The following is a 15,471-nucleotide window of genomic DNA, read 5'->3' on the forward strand; positions in this document are numbered from 1 at the left end:
CACAACAAAACCTCCAGCTCTCTGGATGAGCTGGAGGTTTGTTCTTCTTGCCGGTTCCGCCCGGACCGCTGACAGCATGCTACCTCGTCACGGTAGGGTCCTGATCGCGCTTCTCCGGCTCGCCCTTCGTCTCCGCGGCGCTCCGAATCTGCTTGCTCCGCAGCTGGCCGCACGCCGCATCGATGTCGGTCCCGTGCTCCAGACGTACGCTGACGCTAACGCCCTGTTTCTTCAACGTATCGTAGAAGGCGAGTATCGACTCCCGCTCGCTCCGCTGATACTGGCTGTGCTCATCCACTGGATTATAAGGGATCAGGTTCACATTGACCTGCTGCCTGCGGCCGCCGATCAGCTCGGCCAGCTCAAGCGCATGCTCCCTGCCGTCGTTCACATCCCGCAGCAAAATATATTCCAGCGTCACCCGGCGCTTCATCTTCGACAAGTAGTAGTCGATCGCCTGCATCAGCCTCTCGATAGGAATCGCCCGGTTAATCTTCATGATCTTCGTCCGCAGCTCATTGTTGGGCGCATGGAGGGATATGGCCAGGTTCACCTTCAGGTCGGAGTCGGTAAACTCCTCGATCTTGCCCGCAAGACCGCTCGTCGAAACGGTGATATGCCGCGCACCGATGGCCAAGCCCTTGTGGTCCTTGACGACCCGGATAAAGTTCGCCATATGCGTATAATTATCGAATGGCTCGCCGATGCCCATCACGACAATGTGGCTTACGCGCTCGCCCTCTCCCGCCTCGTCCAGATGATGCTGAACCTTCATGATCTGCCCTACGATCTCCCCGCTCGTCAAGTCGCGGCTTTTGGCCAGCAGACCGCTCGCACAGAAGCTGCAGCCGATATTGCAGCCTACCTGGGTCGTCACGCAAACCGACAATCCGAATTTGTGCCTCATCAACACCGTTTCGATCAGGTTGCCGTCCTCCAGCTTAAGCAAAAACTTGATCGTACCGTCCGCCGACTCCTGCCTCACATGCTCAGTCAAGGTTTGGATGGCAAAATGCTCCTCCAGCAGCCGGATGCACGACGGATGGACATCCGTCATCGCGGCGAAGTCCGTTACCCGCTTCCGGTACAGCCAGTCCCACACCTGCACGGCCCGCGACTTCTTATGTCCGTGATCGGCCAACCAAGCGATCAGTTGGTCTAAGGTCAATCCATATATGGATGCTTTATTCATAACTTCGGTTATCCTCTTTTCGAAAACGCTATAAATTCCAGCTGCCCCGGCCTGCACGGCCGAGGCTGCCTACTTTGTATATTGTCCCAAAATTAATAGGCGAAAACAAGGGGAGTTTTTATGCCAGCCCGCAATTCGTCACATCGAGCCGTTGGCAGGACGAGAACCGCGCTAGAGTTTGAGCCAGGGCTTCCGCTATCCCTTGCGGCACCTCTGAAGCGCATCCTCCCAGCTCGTCGCGATCCGGTCGGTATCCTCCTCGTCCCATAACCCGCTCCCGACCTGAATCTGGATCACCTCCAGACTCGTAACCGCCCTTACGCCATGACTGGCGCCGCAAGGGATCTGAAGCATATCTCCGGTCTGGAGCTGAAGCAATCGATCCTCCAGAATCATCTCTCCGATTCCCGAAGCGACTGTCCAGGATTCTGTTCTCCGGCTGTGCTTGTGGTAGCTTGTATGCTTTCCGGCGATCAGCTGCATCTTTCCCGTTACGACTTCTACCCCGTTCTCCGCCACGATATGGTCCAGTACCCGGAATGTCCCCCATCGTTTCTCGGCATACTTGGCCAATTGCGGGGTGTTTGTCAGCTTTTCCTTGATCCGGCTGGCATTCATTTTACTGGCCACCAGTATCCCATCCGGGCTGGCCGCTACGATAATATTCGGAACGTCGATAATCTGGATAGGATAACTGAGCTCGTTGATCAGATGCGTGTTGACCGAATCCGCCGACACCTGCCCGGAACCGATAACGCGGCTCCCTACATGGTTGGTCAACGCCTCCCAGCTCCCCAGATCCTTCCAGAGCCCGTGATAAGGAATGACGGCAGCCTGCCGGCAATTCTCCACAATCTCCTGATCAAAGCTCAGGTCGGGAAGCTGCTCATACCCGTGCAGCAGCTCCTTATGGTCGGAGGGGAGCCCCTTCTTCTTCAGCTCAGCCAGCATGAACTTCAAGGGAAAGGCAAATACGCCGCAGTTCCACAAGGCATGAGCCCGGATGAGATCCGAAGCCTGCCGCTCATCCGGTTTTTCTACAAACCGGTCTACGGGGAAAAAGCTTCGCGCCTCGCCGGCTACTGTCGCAGGCAGGATATAGCCGAACTGACTGGACGGATGCCCCGGTACAGTCCCGAGCAGCGCCAGATCGGCCCCGGATTCCGCAAGCACGCTGGGGAACGCATGCATAAGCTGGAAGAAGGCGGGGTCCGCGAAGGAATCGACGGGAAGAACGCACAGCGTCTCCTCGGGGCCGGCCTTCTGCTCCGTATGCAAATAAGCCGAAGCCAGCGCAATCGCCGTATAGGTCCCTCTCTTGCAAGGCTCGCTGATGACCGGAAGACGATCGCCGACGTGATTCTGGATGAGCTCCAGCTGACTTTGATGGGCGACGATCGCGGTAGAGCTCAGAAGTCCCGCCGCATCCAGCTGCCGGCATACGCGTTGAATCATGGACTCCTGTCCGCCCCCCTCTGCGGGCAACAGCTTAAGGAATGCTTTGGATCTAATCTCGTTAGACAGCGGCCAAAGTCTTTTTCCGGAGCCGCCGGACAGTAGAACGATCCGCACGTTGTTTACCTCCTCAGGCGAAAATGGGCGGTCCGTTATCGTTTGGACCTAAGCGCCTTTTCTATAGCCGTTTTCAATGAAATGCCGGCCCGATTCCAGGACAGCTTGCGCACATCCTGCCGGCCTTGTCGTCCTTTCTTCTTGCATAACAATGGGTTGCGGTAGGCCGTCCGCATCAGTCTCCTCAAGGCAGGCCGGTCCGGCTCGGCCCAAAGCTGCCCCTCCTCGACAAACAAATGGCGAAATGTCCGGGAGATCGAATGCCCGCTGTCCATGCTGACCGCCGGAGGCTTCAACCGGTAAGGAATGAGGAAGGCATTTTTCCCGTTCAGGAAGTCCATATGCCCGCCCCAGCCGGTCGCTATAACCGGCGTTCCGCTCGCCAGAGACTCGAGAAACGGCAGCCCCACGCCTTCCCCGCGGGTTGGCAGCACGAAGGCCTGCCCACGGGTATAGATGCCCTTGAGCTGGCTGGGGGTGAGCTGTCCGGAGAGGACGAGAACGGGAGCTGTAGGCTTGCGGATACCCAGCCTTTCTTTGTATTGCCGAATCTTCTGGCGAATCCAGGCCTGTGTTTCATAGGGGGCGTATCCGTTCGTTTTGATAATCAGCAGCACACTGTCCGCAGCAGAGAACTCTTCCCAGTACGCTCTGAGCAGCGTCTCGGGATTTTTCCGGTGCTGGAAGCCGAAAACCGAGATGAACACAAATCGGCCGCCCATATTCCGCAGAGGCAGCTTGGGATTATCCGGCTTGAACTGGGCCGTATCCACTCCATGAGGGACTCTGAAGATCGGGATCTTCACACCGCTGCTTCTCAAGGCCCGTTCATTCTGCGCCGAAGGCACGCACACTGCATCAAACTGATTGATTAGGGGCAGCCACCGCCTAGGGATTCGGCTCGTCTCCCAGACGGTATTCAGCAGAATCGCGTCATACCGCTTTCTTGCCTGCCGGAAATTAAACTTATGCGGCAGCTGGTGGCAAATGAGTACCCTCTTCATCGGAGAGCTGCCGCTGCGCGGGGCCGCAGGCCCGGAATCGTCCGCCTGAACCTTCACACCCAGTCGCCTAAGCGCATGCACATAGGAATTGCTTGCTATACCGAGGCCGCTCAGGCGATGGACAGGCCCTTTCCAGACCACTTGATAGGGAGTCATCTGCGCCCGGCCTTCCTTGTCCTCACATACCCTTTCCGTTCGTGAAAGGAGATGGACCGGTAGGTGCCGGCCAACTGCCGCACCCGGGCCTTCGACAGCCTGGCTATGCCGGTATGAAGGCTTCTATTCAAGGCCGGCTTCAGTAAAAGCTTGCCGGGGTAAGTGGAATGGAGAAAGTTCCCGTAGGTCTCAAATTCGGAGAAAGCAAACTGTCTCGACTTGTTCATACTTCTCAGAATCGCATAGTACCATTTGGTCTGATGCCTGGCCTCGATCGCTTTCTTCAACTGCACCAGCTTCGCCTTATCGAACAGCATATAATGCGTTACGAAGGACACGGACGCAGAGCGCTTGCGCCCCAGCAGCTTCCTGTACGTTTTGAAATACTCCGGTTGGCTCCAGTTTCGGCAGTAAAACACCGTCTTCTTGCCGGAGAGAAATACATGCGGCCGGATCAATACCGTATCGGCATCGATAACCAGGTAATAATCTGAGGAGCATAATGAATCCCCACAGAACTTCAGCATCTGCTGAAAGAGCCATCCCGACCGGTCCCATGTCCTGGAGCGGTAGTTCATGTCTTTCTTGGTCAGAGGAAATACCGTGTCCTCATCGACAAAACGACAGCCCTTCCTGCGGCACAGCTCAAGGATGCGCTCCTTTCGGGGAGCAACGATGAGAATGCTGCCGATCGGATGCTTCACATATTTCCTTACAGCATCAATGACAAAGGGAAGTGTTTTCAGATCCTTCTCAATCGCAGGAATGAGGATATCGATCGGGGTCCTGCTGCTTATCTGGGCCTGGGGGGAGCCTGCCATCTCTTCATCTCCATTTAGCAAGTATTTGGATTAGAATATGTGCGAAGAAGTCGGAAGGAATGGGCCAAAGGAGACGGCAAAACGTCTATCATAGAAGCAGCAGGCTCCCGTCTAATCCCTCCGGACATGCTTGTAGCAGCTTAGGCGGCATATTATAATGATCCCACAGGCATTTTCCTGGTTCCCACTTCCAAAACGAGGAGATTTTTGATGAACTGGAGAGAGCATCACCAGAAAAATGCCAAGAGATGCTTCGCCGCAGGCTCGGCCCTTCTCGCTGCCGGTGCGGTGACAGGCGCGGCTAGTTGGCTCCTCGAGGATTCTGGCAGCCTGCAGCCGTCCATTCTGATCATCGTGCAATTCTGGCTGGCTGCCCTCATCCTCATCGGGATAGGCGGATCTCAGAGGCGCAAAGCAAGCATGGCTCAGCCTTCTCTCGCGTCAAGAAGCGATGAAAGCGGTGAAGCGCTGTTGCTCCCGGACCGGGAAATGATGATCAAAAAGCTATCCGGCCTGCAGCCGATTTACCGGTATTTCTCGGTAGATGGGGAAGCTTTGCTCGAATTCAGGGAGACAAGCAGCCGGATGTATGCATGGATCGGCCTTACTTTGGATGGGCTCAATACCTTTCTAAGCAGAATGCTATGCGCTATCGGACCGTCATGGAAATACCGGGCTGCTATTCAGGCAAAAGGCAGGGCTAAATTCGGCTATTCACGTTTATCTTCCGAACGGAGAGAGCATCGCCAGCTACCGGCAGGGTATGGTCAAAGCGCGTATCGAGATCAGGGACAGCGGCGGCGAAATACTTGCTTTCGTGGACAAAGACGACGTGCTCGGGACTTCATTCACAGTCACAGATGGCGAAGGCTCGGTACTGCTCCGCTTCTATAACGGCGGTCTGCCTTCGCGCAACCCCGACCTGTTCTCCGCCGGCGATGACCTGATTAAATGGACGGACAGCCTACAGTCGCAAGAGCTCTTGTACAGGCAGCTCATCGCGATACCCGCCTTTATTAAAATCATGTTCGGGAAGTAGCGCCGAGATATCCTTCGGGGAAGACGGGATTTCGTGCCCACAACCGTTTGTTTCGAATAATCCGCATACGGGAGGCGGTCTTATGAAGAAAGTGGTTTTGGCTGGAGGGACCGGATTTATCGGTCAGTATCTGGAGGATAAGTTCAAGAGATTGGGCTATGAGGTGATCATCATCTCACGGCAGCCCCAGCATGTAGCCTGGCACGATACGGACGGTATCGTTCAAGCCTTGGAGCACGCCGAGATGCTGATCAATCTGGCTGGCAAATCGGTCAATTGCCGCTATAATCGGGCGAATAGGGAAGCGATTCTGAAGTCGCGCACAGAGACGACCGCCGCGCTCGGCAGCGCTCTGCTGGCCTGTCAGAACCCGCCGCCGCTGTGGATCAATTCCAGCACCGCTACCATCTACCGGCATGCGGAGGACCGCCCTATGACGGAGGAACACGGCGAGCTCGGCTCCGGCTTTTCCGTCGACGTGGCCAAGGCGTGGGAGGAAGCCTTCTTCTCCTTCCAGCTGCCGAAGACCAGACAGGCGGCGCTGCGCATTGCGATCGTGCTCGGACCCGGCGGCGGCGTGATGACGCCTTATCAGAATCTGGTCAGGTTCGGTCTGGGCGGTATCCAAGGTTCAGGCAATCAGAGGTTCAGCTGGATTCATGTCGAGGATGTATTCCGGATTATTCAATTCCTTCAGCAGCGCGAGGATCTCAGTGGCGTGTTCAACTGCTCGTCCCCTTATCCGGTGACCAACCGCGAGCTGATGCAGACCCTACGGGAAGTGATGAACCGGAAGCTAGGCTTGCCTGCCGCCAAGTGGATGCTCGAAATCGGCGCTTATCTGCTGAGGACCGAGACGGAATTAATCGTGAAGAGCCGCTGGGTCATTCCGGAGAGGCTTACACGCGAGGGCTATACCTTTGCCTTCGAGAAATTGGACGATACGTTGCGTGATATAGTGAGGTAGCTGCCAAGAGGACTGCCTACCCATTCTTTTACGTTCAAATAGGGCACCCGTCCGGGTGCCCTCTGCCCTGCTTCCGTAGGCTAAGTTGCTTTGATCTCGAGCAATTCATATTGCAGAACACCCATCGGGGCGTTCACGCTGATGACATCGCCCACTTTTTTGCCAAGCAGCTCTTTGCCCAGCGGGCTTTCGTACGAAATTTTGTTCTCCGCCACATCGGCCTCCGCCGTGCCCACAATCCGGTATTCGATCTTCTCGGCGAACTCGATGTCGTTCAAGATCACGACCGAGCCTATGCCGACTTCGTCCGGGTTCACATCGCCGGCCGCCACGACCTTGGCATTCTTCAGCATACGCTCCAGCACCAGGATGCGGGTCTCCATGAAGGCTTGGTCATCCTTAGCCGAGTGATATTCGCTGTTTTCCTTCAGGTCACCGTAGCTGATCGCGACCTTCAGGCGCTCGGACAGCTCCTTGCGCTTGACCGTTTTGAGCTCCCGGAGCTCCTCTTCCATTTTCGCCAGGCCTTCTTGCGTGACGATGATTTCTTCATTGCTCATGCTCATGATCCCACTCCCATTTCTCATCATCATTCTAGTGTACCCTAAAATAAGGGGGAATGGTAATCGGTCTGCACAAATCTTATACCTGCTCGAACGAATCCGGATACCGGGCCAGACATTCAATCATTTCCTCCGGAATTTCCCACTTGAAGACAGAGGTTAGATGGGGGTCTCTAAAGAAGGAACGGATCGCATCCCGGTTGAAATCAACAGAGTAAGGCTCAAAGGGAACCGTTGTCCGGTCCGCCTGCATGGTTTGAAGATTCGCCGCTTGGGCGGGCGTTTCTTTCGCAAAATCGAAATCTGCCATAGCTATCGTGACCGGCCTGAGATGACTAGCCAGCTTCGCATGAAGCTCCATACGCTCCAGATCATAGACAAGGCTATAGACCGTATCCTCACGCCGGGCGGCTGCAAGCACGGCAAATGCCGACTCCACGCTTCGGACTTCCTCGCCTGGCACCTGCAAAGCATCGGCGACTGTCCGGAAACGCTCCATCGAGTTCCGCTCATACTCCCCGTCATCCTGCCATTCCCTGCTCTCCTTTTGCCGCTTTCTGACCGCATCGGCATAGGCCGTATTTGCCATCACGGGAAGTGAAGCGGGCTCTCGGTGAACGATCATGTCGCCTTGGAGGAACTCCACAATGGCCAGGTCTCCGCTGCGGTCCGCCACCAGATAATGCAGCTTGGAAGTGCTTTGATCGATTCGAATAGCTGCGGCCGCCTCCAAGGCCTCCTCTACCGTGCCGCACGTATCCAGCAAGTACTGCATCCAGGCCAGCTCGCCCAGAGCGGGACGCTCGTCTGCCGGGGGATATTCCGTTTGCCACAGGGTCGTTTGCTCCACCACAAGTCCCGCTTCATTCATCCCGCCGTTCGGCTGATCTTTACCGACCTGCGAGAGGGTCAGGCTTCCATAAACCGATACCCAGCAAGCCGGTTGAGCGGGCGGCCTGATCAAAGCTGTCTTGCGCATACCTCGATGGTTGGTGAACGCATACACGCCCTCATAGATGACATCCTGATTTTTACAGACTCGATTGATTTCGCTATGCCGAATATGAAATGCGGTGCTCATGGCTTCGCCTCCTGTTCGTTCAGGAAGTGCCCGAACGGCTGCAGGTTTCCTCTCTCCAGCTCATTCAGAACAGCTTCGCATAGCCGATGAATCTGCCCTTCTTCCTCGGGGAGGAGCGCTGCCCATCGCGTAAGCAGAGCCTGGTTTTTTTTGTCCTGCTCAAGTCGTGCCAGCTTCTCGCGGTAGCCCTCCGTGTCGGCGCGTTCCCCTTCCGTCTCCAGCTTATGAGTCAGAAATATAATCTGCACATCAAGTTTTTTCTCCGGTGTAAGATCGCGCAGATAGTGATGGTCATCCACAAGCAGGCCGGCATCGACTTTAAAATACTCAGCTATGGCCTGCATCCTTTCCGCAGGAACCGGGCGGCGTTTCTTGACCCAGTCGCTGAACTGCTGGGGAGTCAATCCGATCGTCTTGCATACTTGGGTATAAGACACCTGATGGATGAGCGCCAGATATTGCAGGATGGTCATACCTGGATTGGCAGCGGATGTTTCCATATTGATCATTCCTTTTGACGTATTATATGTCACTTGTGTTATGCCCATTATAACATTGACGTATTATATGTCAATACCTTGTCAAGCCATCGAGTAAACGACTGCAAAATGGTCACACTAGGTATGAAGTCTATGACTCAAGGTGGCGGATGATAGCTATGGATGACAAAAAAGACTCGACATTTCTCGGCCCCATATCCTCTGCTCTTAGCTTGACGATTAAGCAAGCCTTTACAATTAAGAGAAGCCCTATGCCTTGGGAAAAAGCTATTAGCGCGGGAATATGTGCCGGTTTACCGGTCCTGCTGGGGCTACTGCTCGGGAATTTGCCGTACGGGCTGATCGCCGGGATCGGGAGCTTCACCTACTTGTATACCTTCCATGTCCCGTATGCCCACAGAGCCAAAAAGCTGTTCTTCGCGCTTCTCGGTATGGCCCTGTCCGTTGGACTAGGGACCTTTCTTGCGCCTTATCCCACTGCGGCAGCCATTGCGGTGGGGATCATCGGCGCGCTCGCTGTATTTATCTTCGGCGCATTCAAAATAGCGGGACCTTCTGCTATCTTTTTTGTGCTCGGTTTTCTGATGTCCACGGGGATGCCCATCGATCCGGCACTGGCCCCCTTGCGGGCAGGGCTTGTCTGTCTAGGAGGGGCATTATCCTGGATGCTGGGCATGATCGGTTGGCTGATCCAGCCTTTTGGGCCTGAAGCCCATGCCGTAACAAAAGTATACGACGAGCTTGCCGCTTTCATCGATTCGGCGGGTACGGAGCATGATAAGGCGGCCAGACAGCGGCTGATGTCTACGCTGACTATGGCCAATGACACCTTACTGGCCGGACACTTGTCCTGGCGTAGCTCAGCCCCATACAACAGACTTCTCCTGCTATATGACCATGCCAATACGATATTCCTGAATATTCTAGAGCATCTGGAGAAGAGCGATAGCGTCAAGCTGCCTTCGGAATTCGGAGCTTCCCTCCGCGCTATTGCAGCTTCACTCGATTATAAAAATGGCTCCGACGCCTGCCAGTTCCACCCGCCGAAGCAGGCAGACGAAGACGTAGAGCGGTTATTCGCTCTCATCGATGAGGCATATGCGATCCTGAGAAAGCCTGGGCCCCAGCTGGATCAAGGGATACCAATCTCGAAGCCATCTCTCAAGACCGTATTAGGAGGAGCCTTTGATAAAAACTCCATTGTTTTCTTTACCGCTATTCGATATGGGACAATCCTTACCCTGGCTGCTGTTATCGCTAATTCCGTTCACTCCAGTCACTCTTACTGGATTACCCTATCCTGCGCGGCCGTTATGTCGGGCTCCACGATCATGGCTACCTTCCACCGTTCCATCCAGCGTTCCGCCGGAACGATCGCGGGCGTCCTCCTGGCTACCCTTCTTCTTTCCGGTAAACCTGAAGGGCTTGTTATCGTGATCGCTATCGTATTGCTTACTGCACTTACCGAGCTTGCTATCGTCTATAACTATGGGATCGCAGCCCTATTTATCACGTCCAACTCCCTGCTGCTCGCAGAGAGCACATCTCCTTTGGTTGAATTTTCGTATTTTGCATCGGCGAGAATCATAGACGTCGTGATTGGGGCCCTGATCGGTCTTGTCGGAACCTTAGTGATAGGCTCGCGGCAGGCTTCCAACCTGCTCCCCCACTTCATGGCGAAAACGATCCGAAGTCAGCAGCAATTTCTACTGGACTTATTCTCCGGGTCGCCGGTAGGCGAGGATCATTCTGATGACCAGGATTCTATAGAGCGAAGCAAAATGCGAACCAATTTAACCAATTTAAAAATCGTATATACTACCGCATTGGGGGAAATTCCAAGCCACAAGCAAGCCTTAGAGCTTCTTTGGCCTGCTATATTCTCCATAGAGCAGTTGGGGTATTTGCTTGAATCCTGCATGAAGTACACAGGTCGGCCCGTTCTGTCCGATGAAACCCTGTCCCAAATGCTGCTTGTGTTCGGAACTATGGCCAACGCTGCGGAGCGAAGACGGCCCCCGGCCAAAAAAAGCATCCCTGAGATTAAAGGGTATTTAAATCTGACCAAAGAGATTCATGATCTGCAGGAAGCACTTCAGGTTAGCGGGAGCGCCTGGGCGTCATAAAATCATCTTTATGGTAGTGACCCGGAAGTCGATAGCCCGCATCCGCCAGAGAATGGCCTCCTCCTAATCAGGCGCATGGAAAGCCCCAGACACAGAAGAAGCGTCCAAGACAGCGGACTGCCTTGGACGCTTGCGGCTTTTACACAGGTAAGCTTATATGGATTTATCCTGCTTTGGGGCCCGTGAAGTACTCAGCCTCACTTCGCCGGCTCCTCCCTGCTTATCGTTTACTTGCTATATAGTACGGGAGCCACATCACGCTACCATCGGTCCATTTGCCCGCCTCATAGGAGAGCATGGTTTTACCATTCGCGTTCACGAGCAGCGTCCAGTTGATGTTGTCCGGTCCATTCTCCAAAATAATGGAATCTTCATAACCGAATACTTCATTAACCTTCGACGGTCTCCACGTACCGGATTTGGTTTCCGTCGTTTTTATGGTATAGGTGCCGTCGGTATTTATAGTTAGCGTTCCTGCGGCAGCCCCGGCCGTATATTCGTGCGTAGCATAATTGCCGGTATCCTTATCGTACAAATTGGTGGCTCCACCCTCGATCCATAGGTCGTAGCTGCCTGCAAATGTATCGAAATCATAGTCCTTGACTGCAAACTTCTCTATCTCTTGCGCGGCATCGGCGGGTTTGGCAGGCGAAGGGCTAACGGCGGCTCCCAGCTCGCCCGTGATCGTGATGGACCTCGTGTCCGGGTCATAGTCTACCAACTGGCTGAAGGCTTCGCTAATAAACCGGATCGGCACCACCGTGGTGTCCTCGATGATCTGCGGCGCGGCTTCCAGAGCCGTTGTCCCGCCATTGACGGTTGCAGATAGCTTATCGATCCAGAGGGTGATGGTTTGCTTCTCTTGGATCAGCGTGATTTTCCGTTCCGTTCCATCCCACTTCACTTCCGCGCCAAGCGACTCCGCGAGGAAACGAAGCGGCACAAGTGTAGTGCCGTTCACGACGACAGGGGGAACCTGCAACGTTTCGGTATTTCCCTGTACAACCGCATACGGATTTCCGATGGTCAGCTTGATCGTCGATGCAGGCTTGTTCCTTCCTGCAGCATCTGTGGATGTCTTATTGACTGTGGCGTCCGGCTTAGGTTCTAGCTTTGGTTCTGACTTCGGTTCCGGCTCCGCAGCGGCCTTCTCCTTGCTCTCCAGTACATAGCTGAAGGAAACCTGCTGATAGCTGGCTCCATTGGCGGGCGAAGCCTGGTCAATTTTAACCTTCGCGTATTGGCCCGTGCTCAGCATGACCAGATAGATATCGCCCACCGCTAACGTATAGGAGTTCGAAAAGCCTTTCAGATCGCGGGGTGTGGGGTCTTCTAGCTTTTCCCCCTCCAGCTTCAGAATGGCGGAGGCGCCTATCGCGCCATATTGGTTGATGACCATATCCGCCTCATCGGGCTTTGCTGTCTGCTTGAGCGTAGTTAAATTCAACCCGCCCTTATCCAGTACATTTCCCGACCAGTTCAACGTATTCGGATGAAGCGGCTGATACACACCTGTTTTGGTTTCTCCCCAATACCATTTACTCGTAGTCTCACTAGCCTGGGCCATGCCTGACGGAACCAGCAGCACCGACAACATCAGCAGCACTAGCATCCTTGTGAACAATGATTTCAACTCACACACTCCTTTTCGGATAAACCTGCCAACAGAAGCAAAAAGGGTGCACCAAATCAAAGCACATGGAGGTTGTCAAGACATCCACAGACCTATGAAAGGAGCACTATTAAGCTGAATATAAAGGAATTCGATCTGCAAGTAAAGAGCTTTTTTAATGAACAAAAATGTTTGTGAGACATGGGATTTCTGTTTTAGATGGGTATCACGGACACCAACGATTCGGGATGCTCTTGGGGCTATAAGGGCGTCCGCATTTTGGCGATTGCAGGGCTGCTTTTTGTTATACGGGGGCAGAGTTATGAGTAATTGGATAGATGATTGATGAATACGGGGTGGACTGTCCCTGGAATGAACGTAACGACTCAAAAATTGAAGGTAGGAGTTGTCCCATGAAAACGGAAAAAGAAAAAATGCTAAACGGTGAGCTCTATCACGCCGCAGATCCCGAACTGATGCAAGATAGGTTGAATGCTCGCAAGCTTACCCGGCTCTTCAACGACACGCTCGAGACGGAATTCGAGCATCGCACGAAGCTACTCAAAATGCTGTTTGGGTCGACGGGCAGGAACTTGTATATCGAGCCTACCTTCCGGTGTGATTATGGCTATAATATCCATGTTGGCGATAATTTCTTTGCGAACTTCGATTGTGTCTTCCTGGACGTTTGCGAAATTCGGATCGGCGACAACTGTTTCATAGCGCCCGGCGTCCATATCTACACCGCCACGCATCCTATTGATGCCGAGGAGAGAGTATCTGGCGCGGAGTACGGCAAGCCGGTGACCATCGGTCATAATGTGTGGATCGGCGGGCGAGCCGTAATCAACCCAGGTGTAAATATAGGCAACAACGTCGTAATAGCGTCCGGTGCGGTCGTCACAAAAGACGTGCCAGACAATGTCGTGGTGGGCGGGAATCCGTCCAAGGTGATCAAGCCGGTTCCTTGATGTGGGATGGAAAAAGGTGACCCCTGTTCATACGGGAGTCACCTCTTAAATGCCGCTTAATTCTTGTTTGGTTATTTAGCCGTAACGCCGCCGTCTACAGGCAGCTCTACACCTGTAATATAGGCGGATTCGTCGGAAGCCAGGAACAAGACGGCTTCCGCCACTTCGGAGGCTTTCCCGACTCTTGGCAGAGCGGTTTGGGATAAGAACCATTGCAGCATTTGTTTGTTCTGCACAAACTCCGTGCTCATCGGCGTTTCGATAAAGCCGGGATGCACCGAATTAACACGGATATGATGCTTGCCAAAATCAACGGCTGCCGCCTTGCTCAGCATGCGGACTCCGCCTTTGGAGGCGGTATAGGCCCCTGCTCCGCTGCCGCCGGTAAGTCCGGCGATCGAGGAAATATTAATGATCGAGCCGCCCTGGTTGTCTATCATATGGGGGATAACGTGCTTCATGCCGAGGAAGGTGCTCGTCAGATTAATATGGATCACTTTATTCCACTGTTCAATCGTTGTCTCCAGCAGCCCTGCGGCATGAGAAATTCCCGCATTGTTAACCAGAACGTCTATTTTGCCGTAACGCGCGATCGTATCCGCTACCACCCGGATCCACTCTTCTTCGGAAGCAACATTATGCGCATAGGCTGTTCCCTGTCCGCCGATGCCTTCCATTTCCTTGACGACCGCTTGCACGGCCGCTTCATTGATATCGGTCGCTACTACTGTTGCTCCCTCTCTTGCGAACAACAGCGCTTCTTCGCGCCCCATCCCGCTTCCTGCTCCTGTAATTATCGCTACTTTATTCGTAAGACGGCTCATATGGCATGTCTCCCTTGTTTTCTTATCCATTCCCTTGGTATCCACCCCGACTATTATGAGTGGAAGTACGGTTTCTTATTCGATATGTGAGCGGACGTAACCTTGCCTGCCCCAGTCGTTCCAGGCCGCTGACACCTCCAGCATAATAGAATGGCAGTTGCATGCGTTAAAAAAATGATATAGTTGCTATCATCACGATAGAAATCATATCACACATTGAGATGGAACACAATTCTTGCTTGCTTAAGGCAAAGTTGACCGATATAATACGTATCATTCAACCAATACTACCGGAAATGAAAGGGTCATCCTCCTATGGATCCGAAATCAAGATATGAACAAGAGAGATTGAAGGGCAAACAGAGCAGGTTAATCACGATTGTCGAAGCAGCCGAGCGTGTATTTACTTTGAAGGGAATCGAAAAAACCACCATGCAGGATATCGCCAATGACGCGAATATCGGCATTGCTACCCTGTTTCGGTATTTTCCAAAGAAAGAAAGGCTAATCGTCGCAGTCGCCAACAAGCTGCTCGAACCGATCCTCCATCAATTTCAATCCATCGCCGGGCTGCCCCTGACCTGTCTTGAAAAGCTCGAACGCTTATTCGATTTCTTTATCGAGGATCACAACAATCCTAGCATCACCTTTATGGTCGATTTCGAGAGCTATGCTTCCCATTCCTTGGAGCCGCTAGAGGGTATACAAGATTTTGAGGCCTTGAATCGCAAAATCGCCCGCGAATACTTGACTATCATTCAAAATGGCCTTGAGGACGGATCCATTCGCTCCGATATCTCCGTTCAAGATACTTTAACTACCGTTCTCAACACGTTTGGACTTTTTTCTAGAAAGCTATCCCTTCGAAAAAATATTCTTCTGCTCGAGTCCGATCTGACATCCGACTTCCAGCTCCAGCTCCTCAAGAAAATTCTTATCGATTACCTGCGGCCTTGAGGCCGCTATAAACATAGCGCCGGCTCCCTCTGTATAAACAGTGACCCGGAAGGTAGACACCAACCGTCGCTTCAGGCCAGGACGCC

At 53.5% G+C, this 15,471-nt stretch carries 14 protein-coding genes; 5 read left to right on the plus strand and 9 right to left on the minus strand.

Annotated elements, in window-relative coordinates:
• Positions 1-79: 79 nt before the first annotated feature.
• From rlmN to GSF01_RS05575, 4 genes are all read right to left on the minus strand, one after another.
• The gene (rlmN, locus tag GSF01_RS05560) at positions 80-1,192 is read right to left on the minus strand and encodes a 23S rRNA (adenine(2503)-C(2))-methyltransferase RlmN (RefSeq protein WP_159882023.1); all 1,113 of its coding nucleotides are present in this window, start codon (positions 1,190-1,192) and stop codon (positions 80-82) included.
• A gap of 195 nt (positions 1,193-1,387) precedes the next feature.
• Entirely contained in the window at positions 1,388-2,764 is a 1,377-nt protein-coding gene (locus GSF01_RS05565) for a sugar phosphate nucleotidyltransferase (RefSeq protein WP_159882024.1), read from the minus strand.
• Positions 2,765-2,799: 35 nt separating this feature from the next.
• On the minus strand, positions 2,800-3,924 hold the full coding sequence (locus GSF01_RS05570) for a glycosyltransferase (RefSeq protein WP_159882025.1): 1,125 nt from the start codon (positions 3,922-3,924) through the stop codon (positions 2,800-2,802).
• Positions 3,921-4,745 carry a DUF6492 family protein gene (locus tag GSF01_RS05575; RefSeq protein WP_159882026.1) on the minus strand — a complete coding sequence of 275 codons (825 nt, stop codon included), beginning with the start codon at positions 4,743-4,745 and terminating at the stop codon, positions 3,921-3,923. Before GSF01_RS05575 ends, GSF01_RS05570 begins: the two co-directional genes overlap by 4 nt.
• Positions 4,746-5,508: 763 nt before the next feature.
• Here GSF01_RS05575 and GSF01_RS05580 point away from each other — a divergent pair.
• Together GSF01_RS05580 and GSF01_RS05585 are read left to right on the plus strand one after the other, a co-directional pair.
• The gene (locus GSF01_RS05580) at positions 5,509-5,784 is read left to right on the plus strand and encodes a hypothetical protein (protein WP_159882027.1); all 276 of its coding nucleotides are present in this window, start codon (positions 5,509-5,511) and stop codon (positions 5,782-5,784) included.
• A gap of 82 nt (positions 5,785-5,866) precedes the next feature.
• Complete coding sequence (locus GSF01_RS05585; RefSeq protein ID WP_159882028.1) at positions 5,867-6,751, plus strand: TIGR01777 family oxidoreductase; 885 nt, start codon at positions 5,867-5,869, stop codon at positions 6,749-6,751.
• A gap of 80 nt (positions 6,752-6,831) precedes the next feature.
• Here the strand turns inward: GSF01_RS05585 and greA are convergent, their stop codons facing one another.
• The 3 genes from greA to GSF01_RS05600 form a co-directional block, all read right to left on the minus strand.
• Positions 6,832-7,311: a transcription elongation factor GreA gene (gene greA / locus GSF01_RS05590; RefSeq protein WP_159882077.1), complete on the minus strand. Its 480-nt coding sequence runs from the start codon at positions 7,309-7,311 to the stop codon at positions 6,832-6,834.
• 82 nt (positions 7,312-7,393) lie between these two features.
• Positions 7,394-8,395, minus strand: coding sequence for a carcinine hydrolase/isopenicillin-N N-acyltransferase family protein (locus GSF01_RS05595; protein WP_159882029.1), 1,002 nt, complete (start codon positions 8,393-8,395; stop codon positions 7,394-7,396).
• Positions 8,392-8,895, minus strand: a complete 504-nt coding sequence (locus tag GSF01_RS05600) for a helix-turn-helix domain-containing protein (protein ID WP_159882030.1) — start codon at positions 8,893-8,895, stop codon at positions 8,392-8,394. Before GSF01_RS05600 ends, GSF01_RS05595 begins: the two co-directional genes overlap by 4 nt.
• 251 nt (positions 8,896-9,146) lie before the next feature.
• Between GSF01_RS05600 and GSF01_RS05605 the strand changes: the two genes are divergently transcribed.
• Entirely contained in the window at positions 9,147-11,021 is a 1,875-nt protein-coding gene (locus GSF01_RS05605) for an FUSC family protein (protein WP_235941303.1), read from the plus strand.
• Positions 11,022-11,241: 220 nt separating this feature from the next.
• Here the strand turns inward: GSF01_RS05605 and GSF01_RS05610 are convergent, their stop codons facing one another.
• A complete protein-coding gene (locus GSF01_RS05610; protein WP_159882032.1) occupies positions 11,242-12,654 on the minus strand; it encodes a copper amine oxidase N-terminal domain-containing protein in 1,413 nt (470 codons plus the stop codon).
• A gap of 392 nt (positions 12,655-13,046) precedes the next feature.
• Between GSF01_RS05610 and GSF01_RS05615 the strand changes: the two genes are divergently transcribed.
• On the plus strand, positions 13,047-13,604 hold the full coding sequence (locus GSF01_RS05615) for a maltose acetyltransferase domain-containing protein (protein ID WP_159882033.1): 558 nt from the start codon (positions 13,047-13,049) through the stop codon (positions 13,602-13,604).
• Between the two features lie 71 nt (positions 13,605-13,675).
• Here the strand turns inward: GSF01_RS05615 and GSF01_RS05620 are convergent, their stop codons facing one another.
• Entirely contained in the window at positions 13,676-14,428 is a 753-nt protein-coding gene (locus GSF01_RS05620) for an SDR family NAD(P)-dependent oxidoreductase (RefSeq protein WP_159882034.1), read from the minus strand.
• A 315-nt stretch (positions 14,429-14,743) separates the two neighbouring features.
• Here GSF01_RS05620 and GSF01_RS05625 point away from each other — a divergent pair, with 315 nt between their 5' ends.
• Positions 14,744-15,385, plus strand: a complete 642-nt coding sequence (locus tag GSF01_RS05625) for a TetR/AcrR family transcriptional regulator (protein WP_159882035.1) — start codon at positions 14,744-14,746, stop codon at positions 15,383-15,385.
• Positions 15,386-15,471 lie beyond the last annotated feature (86 nt).

Origin of the sequence: Paenibacillus puerhi, from assembly GCF_009846885.1 — a bacterium.
GTDB lineage: Bacteria > Bacillota > Bacilli > Paenibacillales > NBRC-103111 > Paenibacillus_G > Paenibacillus_G puerhi.